11 protein-coding genes and 1 other RNA gene are annotated in these 15,578 nt (G+C 53.8%); 5 read left to right on the forward strand and 7 right to left on the reverse strand.

The features are described 5' to 3' along the window. Positions 1 to 2: 2 nt before the first annotated feature. The 3 genes from BWI76_RS17015 to BWI76_RS17025 are packed head-to-tail and all read right to left on the reverse strand — an operon-like array spanning position 3 to position 3,857. Entirely contained in the window at positions 3 to 2,546 is a 2,544-nt protein-coding gene (locus BWI76_RS17015; RefSeq protein WP_064371818.1) for a fimbria/pilus outer membrane usher protein, read from the reverse strand. A gap of 44 nt (positions 2,547 to 2,590) precedes the next feature. After that, positions 2,591 to 3,268 carry a molecular chaperone gene (locus BWI76_RS17020; protein WP_004132913.1) on the reverse strand — a complete coding sequence of 226 codons (678 nt, stop codon included), beginning with the start codon at positions 3,266 to 3,268 and terminating at the stop codon, positions 2,591 to 2,593. 58 nt (positions 3,269 to 3,326) lie between these two features. Then, positions 3,327 to 3,857: a fimbrial protein gene (locus BWI76_RS17025; protein WP_004132911.1), complete on the reverse strand. Its 531-nt coding sequence runs from the start codon at positions 3,855 to 3,857 to the stop codon at positions 3,327 to 3,329. Between the two features lie 432 nt (positions 3,858 to 4,289). On the opposite strand from BWI76_RS17025, the gene BWI76_RS17030 reads away from it, so the two are divergent. Continuing rightward, positions 4,290 to 4,949, forward strand: a complete 660-nt coding sequence (locus BWI76_RS17030; RefSeq protein ID WP_004132909.1) for a winged helix-turn-helix transcriptional regulator — start codon at positions 4,290 to 4,292, stop codon at positions 4,947 to 4,949. 79 nt (positions 4,950 to 5,028) lie between these two features. Continuing rightward, a complete protein-coding gene (locus tag BWI76_RS17035) occupies positions 5,029 to 5,658 on the forward strand; it encodes a helix-turn-helix domain-containing protein (protein WP_004132907.1) in 630 nt (209 codons plus the stop codon). A 517-nt stretch (positions 5,659 to 6,175) separates the two neighbouring features. Here BWI76_RS17035 and BWI76_RS17040 read toward each other — a convergent pair. From BWI76_RS17040 to BWI76_RS17050, 3 genes are all read right to left on the reverse strand, one after another. Continuing rightward, positions 6,176 to 6,424, reverse strand: coding sequence for a GlsB/YeaQ/YmgE family stress response membrane protein (locus BWI76_RS17040; protein ID WP_004102935.1), 249 nt, complete (start codon positions 6,422 to 6,424; stop codon positions 6,176 to 6,178). 336 nt (positions 6,425 to 6,760) lie between these two features. Then, complete coding sequence (gene menI, locus BWI76_RS17045) at positions 6,761 to 7,171, reverse strand: 1,4-dihydroxy-2-naphthoyl-CoA hydrolase (protein WP_004132130.1); 411 nt, start codon at positions 7,169 to 7,171, stop codon at positions 6,761 to 6,763. Then, positions 7,168 to 10,224, reverse strand: coding sequence for an FAD-binding and (Fe-S)-binding domain-containing protein (locus tag BWI76_RS17050; RefSeq protein ID WP_024357892.1), 3,057 nt, complete (start codon positions 10,222 to 10,224; stop codon positions 7,168 to 7,170). The genes menI and BWI76_RS17050 overlap by 4 nt, the downstream gene beginning before the upstream one ends. Positions 10,225 to 10,427: 203 nt before the next feature. Between BWI76_RS17050 and ydiK the strand changes: the two genes are divergently transcribed. Continuing rightward, on the forward strand, positions 10,428 to 11,549 hold the full coding sequence (ydiK, locus tag BWI76_RS17055) for an AI-2E family transporter YdiK (protein ID WP_064342833.1): 1,122 nt from the start codon (positions 10,428 to 10,430) through the stop codon (positions 11,547 to 11,549). Positions 11,550 to 11,762: 213 nt separating this feature from the next. After that, positions 11,763 to 11,870: antisense sRNA RprA (gene rprA, locus BWI76_RS17060), an RNA gene on the forward strand. Positions 11,871 to 11,949: 79 nt separating this feature from the next. Here rprA and ppsA read toward each other — a convergent pair. After that, positions 11,950 to 14,328 (reverse strand): phosphoenolpyruvate synthase, encoded by a 2,379-nt coding sequence (ppsA, locus tag BWI76_RS17065; RefSeq protein WP_049088739.1) that lies wholly within the window; start codon positions 14,326 to 14,328, stop codon positions 11,950 to 11,952. A gap of 342 nt (positions 14,329 to 14,670) precedes the next feature. Between ppsA and BWI76_RS17070 the strand changes: the two genes are divergently transcribed. Further along, positions 14,671 to 15,504: a pyruvate, water dikinase regulatory protein gene (locus BWI76_RS17070; protein ID WP_064371819.1), complete on the forward strand. Its 834-nt coding sequence runs from the start codon at positions 14,671 to 14,673 to the stop codon at positions 15,502 to 15,504. The last annotated feature ends 74 nt before the right edge of the window (positions 15,505 to 15,578 follow it).

The raw sequence follows: 15,578 nt of genomic DNA on the forward strand, positions 1-15,578 counted from the left end.
TTTTAACGTTCCTGATGACAACTGGCGCTAACTTCGGTTATTCCAGCGTAGGTTGATTGTTTCGGCAGGCTGAAATCAGCACGGCACTGTTGGCTGGACTGGCGGCCCCATGTTGCGACTATCGCCCCCTGCTCGGGCATTCCGCTTAAAAAAACCTGGCCGCGATCGCCGACGATAAAGTTGCTTTGATTACCATCAGCAAGCGTCACCACGGCGCCAAACGGCACAAAGTGGTTATTGTCCGTTAAGGTCATGAGTACCCGGCGCCCCACTTTTGCAAGGTAATCGGCCCTCACCACCGCGCCTCGCGTCGGCGTGACCGTATCGGTGTTGATCTCCAGCTCGACATCATCAGGCATACTTTGCGGGTCGAGCGTCAGGTCGTTTTTCCGATAGACGGAAATATTGCTGACCACCGTATATCCCCGGTAGTCGGTGCGCGCGCCGGGTTGATTGCGAATATTCACGCCGTACGCGCCGGGAGCTTTGATTAAGACGTTGGTTTCACCGAGCGGTTGAGAAAGCGTGATGCCGTCGGCGTGGGCGATAACGCCGCCCTGCAGACCATAATTAAGCCGCTCGCTATTTCTGTCGTAGCTATAGCCCGCCGTCACTTCGCCGTACGTGGCTTTATAGTCACCGTTCATATTGCCGATGTAACCCACGCCATTCGTACCGTAACCCTGCTGTACGTTCCAGTTCAGCGAGTTGTTTTCCAGCGCGACGCCGTTGATGCCGATGTTGTGCGTCGTTCCGTTATTCTTGCTGGCGTTCATGCCATAGCTGGCCCACGTTTGCGGGAGGAATTTCTCCAGCGGTACGCTGACGTTAAACGCCAGCTGCTGGTCATGGTCGCTGTTTCGCCCGCGCCCGCCGTCGTATGACGCAGCGCTGCCATTTCTGCTGTATGTCCAGGTCAGGCCGTAGCTAATATTGCGCCAGTAGTTGTTGTATCCGACGCTCCAGGAAGCCATCGACCTGGCGGAATTCCAGTAGTCTTCCCGCGCCGCGCTGAGGGTAAGCGACCCCAGCTCACGACTCAGCGTCTGGCTCATCGTCAGCTCCGCGCGGTTGCGCCTGCGCTCCTGCAGCGCGCTGCTGTCGCCATATGAATCGAGGACTTCCTGCATCCCGTAATAGCCGCTGGTCGAATAGCGGTAGCCCGCAATGGAAAAGTGGGTCCCGGTCCCGGCGAAGTTTTTGCTATAACGCGCTCGCCAGCATTGGCCCTGTGATTTTTCCGTTTTATCCGGCGTTGACCAGCTCTGAGTAACGTCGGCGGAGATAGCGCCTAACGCTCCCATATTTTTGCCCACGCCAAAGGCAAGCGACTGGTATTTGCTTGACTCTTGCAGGCCGCCATAGAGGGTAATGCCGTGCTGCAGACCATAAATTGCGGTGGCTTGCCCGAAAGGGGTCTTATCCACGCTGCTGTTATAGGAGCGATATTGCCCGCCGGTGATGGCGTATTTTAAGCGCCCTTCCCGCTGCAATACCGGCAGCGAGGCGTAGGGCAGCGTGAAGTGCTGTTCGCTGCCATCGGCTTCTTTAATCGTCACGTCGAGGTCGCCCGCGCCGCCGGTGGGATACATATCCCTAATCTCAAACGCCCCCGGCGCAACGTAGCTTTGGTAGATCTGATAGCCGTTCTGGCGCACCACGACCTGCGCATTGGTTCGAGCAATACCGCGCACCACGGGCGCATAGCCCTTAAGAGAATCCGGTAACATATCGTCATCTGACGCCAGCTGGCCGCCGCGAAACGGCATACTGTCAAACACATCGGCAGGCGCGGAGCTGTCCCCGACGGTAAGCTGGCCTTTCAGCGGAATAATGGCGCGCTGTGCGTAGGTATAAACGGTATCCCATTTATCCTGGCCGGAGGATTCCCGTGACCAGGTGGTGTAGTTGCGAAAACGCCACGGCCCGATATTGATACCCGGACGCAGGTTCGCATACTGGCTGTCGCTGCTGGCGCCTTGACCCGTTTTCGCCCAATTGTTTGCTCCGCTCAGGCTGTAATTGAGCATGGCCGCAGTAATCCCCTCATCCCACATTTCCGGCGGCACATAGCCCCTTGCCGGCAGGTCGATCGCCGCCTGGGGAATGCTGATGACCAGCCGCTGGGCGCCAAACTGAAAATCGGCGCTGGCCTGCGGAATCGCCTGGAGATTGGCGCAATCACTTTCTTCTACCGCCAACTGGGGAAAAAGATCGGTTTTCACGCCCCACTGTTTTAAGAGTTCAATGCTCAAACAGGGCTGTAATGCTTCACTACCGTCAGCGGTCTTTGCCATCGCAAATGGAATATCCCGGGTATCCATTAGCTGGTCATCAAGAATAATATCCACGTGGTATGTTCCCGGCGCCTGGGAGCCAGACTCGAAAGCCGATAAATCCGCTTTGCCCACCCCGGGGTTATCCAGTTCTACCAGCGCCGTATTAAACGAATCACTGGCATACAGCTCCTGTGAAATACCGGTAAACGCGAAGGCGATAAGCGTCGCCAGACGCGCAGGTCGCAATTTATTATTTTTTATTGTCATCACTATTAACCTATTTAACGCAGGACGGGCCATGTGTTCAGGGGTTACAAGTTGGCTTGATGTGATGCTCCGGGGCTACCATAGTCATTAATGATTTTAAATGTCAGGGCATTACCGGCGGCCCCCTCCGGCAATGGGAACCGGGCTGTCGAAGCAGGCAAAACATACGACACCTGCGCCAGCGCTTTCCCGCCCACGCTAATTTCATTGAAGTTAATGACGTAAGGCGTTGGGTTATTCACCTGAAGTTCATCGCCGCTTCTTTGCCAGGTGAGCTTATTCGCCTGTTCTTCCGGCGTTGACCCACGAAGAGTGACGGGTCGGTAAATCAGTTTGATCCGTGTTTTCACGGCAATTTGCAGGGAGTTCATCTGCTTTGATGCCGAGGGAATTGCTTTAATATTCACCCAGAACAAGCTTTCTTGCGTTTGAGGCAGTGAACCTGTCGCGACAATTCGTTCAATATTTTTTTGTCCGCTATCCAGACGGTACAGCGGAGGCGTAATAATAAAAGGCGTTTTACCAGCCCCCCCGTCTCGCTCATCTATCCATGATTGAATTAAATAAGGCGTCGGGTCAGGATTATTAACGCTGATGGAGGCTTCTTTTTTCGCACCATCGAAAATGATCCGCGTGCCGCCAATAATAACTCCGGCGATAGCGCTCGCCTGCATCAGCGTTAATATTGTCATCGCCAGGCCAAATGTTCTGATAAAACGCATTGTATACCTCTTAAAACAAAGGGGCCGGGCCGGCCCCCTACTGATTACTGCAAAAAACTTAGTTATAAACTACGGAGAAGTTAGCGACCGAGTTAGCTGGACCGGCGACCACCGCCGCATTAGTCGATTGATATTGAGCATAAAAATTCAGCGTATTATCAGCGGTGCTGCTGAGAGTATAAGAATAACCGTTGCTGCCGTGCAGAGGCAGGTCGGCTTTATCCGCCGTCATTAGGTTAATTGCGACGCCGGTGGCAGCGCCAGGAACCGACGAATCAATTGCCAGCAGGCTGGAATTGCTTAAATCGGGGGTTCCATCGAAGCGCACTTTGGCATTGATAACAGTTGCCGGACAGTTTTTCAAAATAATATCGAATTTCGTCGCGGCGGTTCTGGAACCGGCTGCCGGGAATTCAGTTTTATAATAATCGCCCAACACCACGACCTGATTTTTAGACGCGACATCGACGTCGCAGGCGGCATCCAAAATATTGCCATTAAAATTAACGGTACCCGCTGCTGCGAAAGCATGACTCATAGATAATGCAGAACCTGCTGCAAGCATAGCAATAACAATTGTCTTTTTCATAACGCCATATCCTGTTTTACTTTATTGACATTCAGGCAAAACACTTAATGTCCGCATCTTGCCATTGCTTTAATATATTGCCGGGAACCAGTGGTATATCACTCACCACTGAAACGCTTTATTCAAACCGGATTACCCCTGCCGACGAGACAAAATTTATACAACTATTTTTCAGCACACAATCTATTTCGCGGTCTACCCGTAGACTCAAAGTTAACAAAAATAAAACAATTAAATTAAGGAACTCCTTAATCAAACGTCTCCCAGTCTATTTTTGGACCAAAACACAAAAACAATTAAATCAATTAGTTAAGAGAAAATTCATGATCGGTCTATTAATAGACCTGACGTAAACATTCCCTGAAATGATGTTTTTTAAGATAATTCCCAACATCGATCAAAAAACGATCGCATAAGTTAGTGAGGTATCTTATGAATACGCGAATTATTCCTGAACTCTGCAATGAGCCTGCTGAGGTTCTGAGTATAAAACCCTTTAAGCACATTGAAAGGTTAATCGATAATATTCTGCCGCATGCCGAGAGGCGAATTGTATCAAAAGGCGATATCGTCCATTATTACGATAATGAAGTTCGGCAGTGTTTTTTACTTATCCACGGCAGCGTTGCTTTGCATCGTCGTGGCGATGGTATTGTTTTAAACTCCGAGTCATCGCCCTTTCTTCTCGGCGTATGTAGCCAGTTTTCCTCCGAACGCCTGTATGTCAGAGTTCTGGAAACATCGGAAATCGCGGCCGTTTCGCTGGACTGTTTTAATCGCGTGGTGGCGCAGCAAAATCTATGGGAGCATTTTTCAAAGCTGCTGATCTATACCGCATCACGGGTCTATGAACATTGCGCCCAGATATCGCAAATGTCGGCTTACGATATCATCCGCTTTCAACTTGTTGAATTAATGCAAGAGCCCGAAGCTATCAGGAAAAATACCACCGCGGCGGCCTATATCAAAAGCCGAACCTATCTTTCCCGCAGCGGCGTGATGCGCATTCTGGCGGAGCTAAGAACGGGTAAATACATAACGATGGAACGCGGCGTACTGATCGACATCCACCACCTACCGCGGAAATACTGATTGTGCAATTAACTGCGGGGGTGGCAAGAGATAAGCGTAAGGTTATAATAAGTCCGATCCTCTTCAGGAATTTCTGACTATGTCATCGGCAAAGCAAGCATTTCGCGGCTCACCTTACGCACAGGAGTTTATTTCTCATTTACAGCCATACTGCACTCCGTACAGTACAGGGCGTGGTGAGCGATTTGACCTTCAGGTGAAGGGTCAAGGGATGTGTTATCTCATTCTTGAAGGGACAATAGCGTTATACCGCAGAAGTGACGATATGATGCTTTCCACTTCGCGCAGCCCCGCGATTTTCGGCCTCGCTAACCTGACAGACATTTACTTCAATGATTATTTTAAAACCGTCACGCCGTGCCTGATTGGCGTTCTTACCACCGATCGCGTCGAGGAAATTATTAAAGAGAAGGCGCTATGGGGATTACTTTCTAAACAGCTGATGTTTGTCTATAACCGCCTCTATCACAACGTCATGCCCCAGGGGGCGCCAACGGCCTACGAGATGATTCGCCAGCAGTTGCTCAGGCTAATGGAGGAAGAAGCGGATTATCGGCACAGCGTGACGGCTGAACGTTATATCCGGGAGAAAACCCAGCTTTCCCGTAGCGGCGTTATGCGCATTCTGGCCGATCTAAAAACCGGCGGCTTCATCGAAATGGAAGAGGGAAAACTGATAAAAATCAACAAGCTTCCTGCTAAGTACTGATTAACAGGATTGAGCATGCGCTCTTCTCTCAATCCGGTCGCCAGCCCAATGCATTCATGAAACGAATTCTATTCGTTTTCATTATAAGTATTGTCGTTTCACAAAAATAAAGATTTATTCACTGCTGGCTGGCTCATGTAGAATGCGCTGCTAAATTTCCTTCATCTTTTAACGCAATGTCGCAACGGCGACCGTTCGGGAACCTGTGTAGTACTGAATTATGGAAATAGAAACAGATGTCATGTCGATGTGTATGGTCGTATTGTTAATTATTAGCGTTTTGCTCGATTAACCTCTTCCCTCGAAAAATCCGTGAGCCTCGCCGTCGCCGGACAGATCTTTATATTGATGAAGGAACAGGCCCCGGCCGACGTCGTACCGGGCCGGTGAGCGCATATTGGGTCAAGGATTCAGAGAGGCGATATTGCCCGGACAGGCATTGGCAGGATATTAAAAAAGGCTGCCGACAATGGCGGCAGCCTCTTCACTTTATGGCATAGCTGATACGGAGCGCGAATTAGCTCCTGATCTTTCTGTAGATAAACAGGACCACCAGCGCGCCAATCACCGCCACGACAAAGCTGCCGAAATTAAAACCATCTACACGGCCAAAGCCGAAGAAAGTACTAATCCAACCCCCGACAACTGCACCGATGACACCGAGAATTACGGTAACGATAAATCCGCCGCCGTCTTTCCCCGGCATAATCCACTTGGCTAAAATACCGGCAATAAGGCCAAAAATGATCCATGAAATGATACCCATAGCTAACTCCATCCTCTCGTTACTTGTAAATCTCTGGTATATAAAAGATTAGCATAATTATTAGTGATGTTTGAGAAATTTATATTTGATATTTATATACTTGCCACCGGAGAGATAATGGTCTACGCCCTGCGAGCGTGGCGGTCAAATAAGCAGCACGCGTAGGCATCGCGCCGCGGGCTATTAAACTTGCGCGGAACGGAGATATACCAGGAATTTTCGTATGAATAGTTGAAGTGGCAACGCAATGAGGCTTAGTAAAAACGCCCGGGCGTTTCGATGATAGTTGTTCCGGGGATACAAAAGCTGTAAGGGGGGGAATCCCCCCTGGTTAACTTAGATCACGGCGGTGGTTAGCCGTGACGAACAGCAAAGGCGCCCCTGTTGATCAGAGATTTCGATTTGCCACACCTGGTGACGGGCGCCAACGTGCAGCGCCCGGCACACGCCGCGAACCCTGCCGCTGCGCACCGAACGAATGTGGTTGGCGTTCACCTCCAGCCCCACCACCTTCTGCTCGCCTTCGCTGCACAGATAGCCCGCGACCGAACCTAACGTTTCCGCTAAAACCACCGACGCGCCGCCGTGCAGCAAGCCAAACGGCTGATGGGTGCGGCTATCTACCGGCATGGTGGCAATGATGGCGTCGTCGGTTATCGCCTCGAAGCGGATATCCAGCAGACCGACCATGTTCCCCTCGCCCATCGCGTTCAGCTGTTCCAGGGTGCTGTGACGTTTCCAAATCATCCCATAATCTCCAGTAGCGCCTGCAGCGGGTGGCGTACGCCGCTGCCTTCAATACGCTTCACCTGGCTACGACAGGAGTAGCCGGTGACCAGGCAGCGATTGCGCGGCAACCGCTCCATCGCCTGCTGCCACGAGAGCGCGTAGATCGCCAGCGAGTTGGCGTGGTTCTTCACTTCATGACCGTAGGTACCTGCCATGCCGCAGCAGCCCACGCTAACGTTTTCCAGCTTCGCGCCAAAGCGGGCGAAGATATCCGCCCACTGCCGGGTGGACGCGGGAAGCGCCGTCACCTCGGTACAGTGGCCAAACAGATACCACGACTCGCCGCCTTTATCCTGGGCCGCGGTTTCCGACAGCGCCTGAGGCAGCCACTCGTGCACCAGCATGACGCGGAAATCGCCGCGCTTGTCGCCGAGGACCTGGTTATATTCATCGCGGTAGCAGAGCACCAGCGCCGGATCGACCCCCACCATCGGCATGCCGAGCTCGGCCACCCGGTTAAGGAAATCGGCGGTTTTCTGCGCGGTGCGCGCGAATCGCGTCAGGAAGCCCTTAATATGCTGCGCCTTACCGTTTGGCGAAAACGGCAGCAATACCGGCTGGTAGCCCACCTTCTCAACCAGGCGAACAAAATCGGCGACCACCTGCGCATCGTAGTAGCTGGTAAACGGATCCTGAACTACCAGCACCATTTTCGCTTTCTGCTCTGCGCTCAGTTCTTCCAACTGCTCCAGCGTGGTATTCGCCGAACGGTGGCCAACCATCTGCTGCTTCAGCGACGGCACGGAGAGCAGCGGGAGATCGACCATACCGATATGCTTTTCCGACAGCTTGCGCATCCACGGCTGGTTAATAAAGAAGTTAAAGGTCTTCGGCGCATGCGCCATCAGCGGCGCGTAGGATTCAACCGTCGCCACCAGATGGTCGCGGACCGGGCGCAAATAGCGGCTGTGGTAAAGCTGGAGGAAACGCGAACGAAACTCCGGGACGTCAATTTTAATCGGGCATTGGGTCGAGCAGGCTTTACAGGCCAAACAGCCGGACATCGCCTCCTTAACCTCATGAGAGAAATCGTACTCTCCCTTCCGCGCGTGCCAGCTATTGCGGGTACGTTCCACCAGGGTACGCAGGCTGGCGCGCTTTTCCGGCAGGTCTTTTTCCAGCTGATTGGGGTCGATACCGCGGTCCGCCAGCAGCCGCAGCCATTCGCGCACCAGCGTAGCCCGGCCTTTCGGCGAGTGGATACGGTGATTGCTGACCTTCATCGACGGACACATCGGGCTTTTGGCATCAAAGTTGAAGCACAGGCCGTTGCCGTTACACTCCATCGCCCCGCGCCATGAGCTGCGCACAGCGATGGGAATCTGCCGATCGAATGTGCCGCGCTTAACCGCATCCACCTTCATCATCGGCGCGTCAACGCCTTCAGGCGGGCAGATTTTACCCGGGTTAAGGCGGTTATCCGGGTCAAAGGCGGCTTTAATCTTGCGCAACTCGCCAAATAACGCTTCGCCAAAGAACGCCGGACTATATTCGGCGCGGAAGCCTTTCCCGTGTTCCCCCCACAGCAGGCCGCCATACTTAGCGGTTAACGCTACGACGTCATCGGAGATCCGCTTCATCAGCATCTCCTGCTGAGGATCGCACATATCCAGCGCCGGACGCACGTGCAGCACGCCGGCATCCACATGGCCAAACATGCCGTAGCTCAGCCCGTGGCCGTCGAGCAGCGCGCGAAATTCCGCAATATAGTCGGCCAGATGCTCCGGCGGCACGCAGGTATCTTCGGCGAACGGTATCGGCTTGGCGGCCCCTTTGGCATTACCCAGCAGGCCGACCGCTTTTTTACGCATCGCGTAGATGCGCTCCACGCCGTCGAGATCGTGACAAACCTGCCAGCCGATGACGCCCGCTTCGTTGCGCGATATCAACTCATCCAGACGCTGGCACAGCGCCGTCACCTGGCTATCAATCAGCTCGACGTCGTCACCGGCGAATTCGACGATATTCAGCCCCAGCATCTCTTTATCCGCCACGTCGGTAATGAGCTCGCTGACCGAATGCCAGACGATATCTTCGCGCGCCAGATTAAGCACTTTCGAGTCGACGGTTTCGACCGAGAGCGCCCTGGCTTCAACCATAAACGGCGCGTTACGCAGCGCGGAGTTAAAGGAGTCGTACTTCACGTTGACCAGTCGACGCACTTTCGGCAAACGGGTGATATCCAGCCGCGCTTCGGTGATAAACGCCAGCGTCCCTTCGGAACCGGTCAGAATGCGGGTGAGATCGAATTCGCTCATCTCGTCATTAAAGACGTGGCGCAGATCGTAGCCCGTGAGGAAGCGGTTGAGTTTGGGAAATTTATCGATAACCAGCTGGCGCTGCGCTTTGCAGCGCTGATAGACAGTGCGGTAAATACGCCCGATAGCCGACTGCTGAGCGCTTAGCGTTTCCGCCAACGCTACCGGAATCGGCTGGGTATCAAGAATGTCGCCGCCGATCAGCACCGAGCGCACCCCCAGCACGTGGTCGGACGTTTTGCCGTAGACCAGCGAGCCCTGCCCGGAAGCATCGGTGTTGATCATCCCGCCAAGCGTGGCGCGGTTGCTGGTCGACAGCTCCGGCGCGAAAAAGTAACCGTATGGCTTAAGGAATTGATTAAGCTGGTCTTTAATGACCCCGGCTTCCACCCGCACCCACCCTTCTTCCGGGTTGATTTCTATAATGCGGTTCATATAGCGGGACATATCGACGATGATCCCGGCGTTCAGCGCCTGACCGTTGGTGCCGGTACCGCCCCCGCGCGGGGTAAAGATCAGTGATTTAAAACGTTCTTCCGCCGCCAGCCTGGCCAGCAGAGCCACGTCCGCCGTGGAACGAGGGAATATAATCGCATCCGGCAACAGTTGATATACACTGTTATCAGTCGCCATCGTTAGCCTGTCGGCATAGCTGGTGGCGGTATCCCCGGTAAAACCTTGTTGCTCCAGTACCTGCAAAAAATTCAGCACCAGTTGAACGACACCTGGCGCTTGAGAAATCTGTGGGATCATGACGCTCGACCCTGCCTGACTATGTTGTGTTGTAAGTGATTAAACGTTTGCGTAGTGCCCTCAACTTTTTATCACATTTTTTTCATATGCGCCCGCCAGAATTAAGGGCAAAATCAGGCGCGCGAACATATTGATATTATTATCAGTACATGGAATTACGCTGCGTCAGCCTTTTGACGCGACTGCAAAGGTAAAACTTCACTATGATTAACCCCAATCAGCCCCGGGACATACCGCAAGTTCTGCTGTCGGTGCTGTTTTTGTCCCTGATTATTATTTCCTGTCTGTGGGTCGTGCAGCCTTTTATCCTGTCATTCGCCTGGGCCGGTACCGTGGTTATCGCCACCTGGCCGGTACTTTTGCGCCTGCAGCGCCTGCTGTTCGGCAAGCGCGCCCTGGCGGTGCTGGTGATGACGCTACTGCTCTTTTTACTGTTCGTTATCCCCATTGCGCTGCTGGTCAATAGCCTGGTCGATAACAGCACGCCATTAATAAAAGTGATTACCAGCGGCAACTTTACGCCGCCGGACCTGGCGTGGCTAAATAGCGTTCCGCTAATCGGCGATAAGCTGTATACCGGCTGGCATAACTTACTGGAGATGGGGGGAACGGCGATTATGGTCAAAATTCGCCCCTATCTTGGCACCACCACCACGTGGTTTGTCGGCCAGGCGGCGCATATCGGCAAGCTGCTGGTCTATTGCGGACTGATGCTGCTGTTCAGCGCCCTGCTGTACTGGCGCGGCGAACAGGTCGCCTATGGCTTCCGTCATTTTGCCACCCGCCTGGCGTCCAAACGCGGCGACGCGGCGGTGATCCTCGCTGGACAGGCGATTCGCGCCGTAGCGCTGGGGGTGGTCGTTACCGCGCTGGCCCAGGCGGTGCTTGGCGGTATTGGCCTTGCAGTCAGCGGCGTGCCCTACGCCGCGCTGCTCACCGTGGTGATGATCTTCACCTGCCTCGTACAGCTGGGACCCCTGCTGGTCCTGGTACCGTCAATTATCTGGCTGTACTGGAGCGGCGATACCACCTGGGGCACCGTGCTGCTGGTCTGGAGCTGCGTCGTCGGCACCATGGATAACTTTATTCGTCCGCTGCTGATTCGCATGGGCGCCGACCTGCCGATGATTCTGATTCTTTCCGGCGTTATCGGCGGTCTGGTGGCGTTCGGCATGATAGGACTGTTTATCGGTCCGGTACTGCTGGCGGTCTCCTGGCGGCTGTACGATGCGTGGGTTAACGAAGCGCCGCCGCCGCCGAAAGACCCCGATCTGGTGCTTGAAGAACTGAGCGAGCTGAATACGCGAGCCTCGCAGGAGAAGTAAGCGAAAAGGCGGGGAAACCCGCCTTTCCCCATTGCGCCCGTGATAGCCATCGAGCGGGACAATCTAAAATATTAAGAAATACTAATCTATCTCTCACCGCATCCCGCATTCCTCTGCCTGCTAACCCTATTTGCTGCACAGATTCTTTACCTTAATTTAACTATTGAGAGGAATCCGATCGACGCAAAAAGCCTCAGTGCCTAGTATTAGCTCACGGTTATAAATCAACATATTGATTTATAAGCATGGAAATCCCCTGAGTGAAACAACGAATTGCTGTGTGTAGTCTTTGCCCATCTCCCACGATGGGCTTTTTTTTGTCCGTTTTCTGCTCCCCCCCAAAAAAAATCCCCGCCACTGCTGACGGGGATGGTCTTTTTAGCGAGAATCCGGCGCGAACTTACTTATTCAATTCCGCCAGGCCGAGCCAGGTTTGCACGACCGTATCCGGGTTCAGAGACAGGCTATCGATCCCCTCTTCCATCAGCCAGGCGGCAAAATCTTCGTGGTCGGACGGACCCTGCCCGCAGATACCGACATATTTGCCCTGTTTCTTCGCCGCGCGAATGGCCATCGACAGCAGCGCTTTCACCGCATCGTTACGCTCATCGAACAGTTCGGAGACCACGCCGGAGTCACGGTCCAGGCCCAGCGCCAGCTGCGTCATATCGTTAGATCCGATAGAGAAGCCGTCGAAGTATTCGAGGAACTGTTCAGCCAGCAGCGCATTCGATGGGATTTCACACATCATAATCAGCTTCAGGCCGTTTTCGCCGCGCTTGAGGCCCTGGCGTTCCAGCTCTTCAACTACCGCTTTTGCCTGCGCGACGGTGCGGACAAACGGCACCATGATTTCGACGTTGGTCAGCCCCATGTCGTTACGCACCCGTTTAACCGCTTCACATTCCAACGCGAAGCAGTCGCGGAAGCTTTCGGACACATAGCGGCCGGCCCCGCGGAAGCCCAGCATCGGGTTCTCCTCTTCCGGCTCATAACGTTCGCCGCCGACCAGATTGGCGTATTCGTTAGATTTAAAGTCGGAAAGACGCACAATCACTCGTTTCGGGAAGAATGCCGCGCCCAGCGTCGAGATCCCTTCCGTCAGGCGACCGACGTAAAACTCTCTCGGCGAGTCGTAGCCTTTCATCAGCTCGCGGATTTCGTTCTGCAAACCCGGCTCCTGATCGTCAAACTCCAGCAACGCGCGCGGGTGGACGCCGATCATACGGTTGATGATGAACTCCAGTCGCGCCAGGCCTACGCCTTCGTTCGGCAGGCAGGCAAAGTCAAAGGCGCGGTCCGGGTTGCCGACGTTCATCATGATCTTCAGCGGCAGATCCGGCATCGTGCCAACGCTGGAGCTCTTCACGCTGAAGTCGAGGATTTCGGCATACACGTAGCCGGTATCACCTTCCGCGCAGGAGACGGTCACGTTCTGGTTTTCCTGGATGCGATCGGTGGCGTTGCCGCAGCCAACCACCGCCGGGATCCCCAGCTCACGCGCGATAATCGCCGCATGACAGGTACGCCCGCCGCGGTTGGTGACGATCGCCGCCGCTTTTTTCATGATCGGTTCCCAGTCCGGGTCGGTCATGTCGGTCACCAGCACGTCGCCGGGCTCGATGCGGTTCATTTCGCTGATATCGTGAATGACCTTTACCGGACCCGCGCCGATGCGATGGCCGATAGCGCGCCCTTCCGAAATAATCTGTCCTTGCGCATGGAGGGTATAACGCTCCATGACCTGGCCGCGCGAACGGACGGTTTCTGGACGGGCCTGCACGATAAATAGCTTACCGGTATGACCATCCTTCGCCCACTCGATATCCATTGGGCGGTTGTAGTGTTTTTCGATTTGTAGCGCCTGCTGCGCCAGCTCCTGCACTTCCGCATCGGTCAACGAGAAAACGTCGCGCTGCGCCTGCGGCACGTCTTCGATACGCACCTGCTTGCCGTGCTCCTGGGTAGGGGCGTAAACCATGCGGATCTTTTTCGACCCCATGGTGCGGCGGACGATGGCCGGACGGCCCGCTTCCAGCGTCGGTTTATGGACGTAGAACTCATCGGGGTTGACCGCCCCCTGCACCACCATTTCGCCGAGTCCCCAGGCGGAGGTGATAAACACCACCTGGTCAAAACCGGATTCGGTATCGATGGAGAACATCACGCCGGACGAGGCCAGATCGGAACGGACCATCCTCTGCACCCCGGCGGAAAGCGCCACCCCGCGATGATCGTACCCCTGATGCACGCGGTAGGAAATGGCGCGATCGTTAAACAGCGAAGCAAACACGTGCTTCACCGCGACGAGCACGGCGTCAAAGCCCTGCACGTTAAGGAATGTCTCTTGCTGACCGGCGAAGGAAGCATCCGGCATATCTTCCGCCGTCGCCGAGGAGCGCACGGCAAAAGAGGCCTCAGCGTCATCGGCGGAGAGCTGGGTATAGGCATCACGAATCGCATTTTCCAGTTCGCTCTGGAACGGCGTATCGATGATCCACTGACGGATCTGTGCGCCCGCTTTCGCTAATGCGGAAACGTCGTCAATGTCGGTTTCATCCAGCAGTTCATAAATGCGCTGGTTAACACCGCTTTGGTCCAAAAACTGATTAAAGGCATCAGCGGTGGTGGCAAACCCGTTCGGTACGGAAACGCCCATACCCGACAGATTTGTAATCATTTCACCAAGGGAGGCATTTTTGCCCCCAACCCTGTCTACATCATTCATGCCGAGTTGGTTATACCAAAGCACCAGCGGTGACGAGCCATTGTTGGACATCGAGACAATCCTTTTGTGATTTAATACCAGTGATAAATAATTCACGATCGACTACGAGATTTATCCTGACATATTTATCCAGCTGAAAGAAACGGTGAATCGTTCAAGCAAATTATTTTTTCGTTTTTAGGATTCTTTGCCAGATATAGCTAAGCTAATGATTCTTCAGAAATCTGATGAAATTTGATACAAAAGATACGCGGTTGCGAAAAATGAACTCACCTTTTCATTAAAAATAAAAATAGCGTTTCATTTTTTAAATATGAGACAAAGCCTGGAGCGTTATGCTTAAATTTAATATCAGCTTTCAGACAATTAAACTCATTATACCGGATGGTCAAAATGGAAAGTGCTGTAGATCGCCACGTCTTTTATATTTCCGACGGTACCGCTATTACGGCGGAAGTTCTGGGTCATGCGGTCATGTCGCAATTCCCGGTCGCCACCAGCAGCGTAACCCTGCCGTTTGTCGAAAATATCAGCCGCGCGCGCGCCGTGAAGGAGCAAATTGACGCCATTTTCCAGCAGACCGGCATTCGACCGCTGGTGTTCTACTCCATCGTGCTGCCGGAAATCCGCGACATCATCATACAAAGCGAAGGCTTTTGTCAGGATATCGTTCAGGCGCTGGTGGCCCCCCTGCAGCAGGAATTGCGCCTTGACCCGACGCCCATCGCTCACCGAACCCACGGCCTGACGCCGGGCAACCTCAACAAATATGACGCGCGCATCGCCGCTATCGATTATACCCTTGCCCACGATGACGGCATTTCGCTGCGTAACCTCGACCAGGCCCAGGTGATCCTCCTCGGCGTTTCGCGCTGCGGAAAAACCCCTACCAGCCTGTACCTGGCGATGCAGTACGGTATCCGCGCCGCCAACTACCCGTTTATCGCCGATGATATGGACAATCTGATTCTTCCGGCCTCCCTCAAGCCGCTACAGCACAAGCTCTTCGGCTTAACGATCAATCCAGAGCGCCTGGCGGCCATCCGCGAAGAGCGACGCGAAAACAGCCGCTATGCTTCTATGCGTCAGTGCCGGATGGAAGTGACCGAAGTCGAAGCGCTTTACCGCAAAAACAAGATACCTTGCCTGAACAGTACCAACTATTCCGTGGAAGAGATCGCCACCAAAATCATGGATATTATGGGGTTAAGCCGCAAAATGTACTAACACACTAGTACATTATTAAAAATTTGTTTATGCTATCACCCGTGGCCTATACAGGATCATGCCCTGCTCTTGCA

The sequence above is a fragment of the Klebsiella sp. M5al genome (assembly GCF_002090195.1).
In the GTDB taxonomy this organism is placed as follows: Bacteria; Pseudomonadota; Gammaproteobacteria; order Enterobacterales; family Enterobacteriaceae; genus Klebsiella; species Klebsiella grimontii.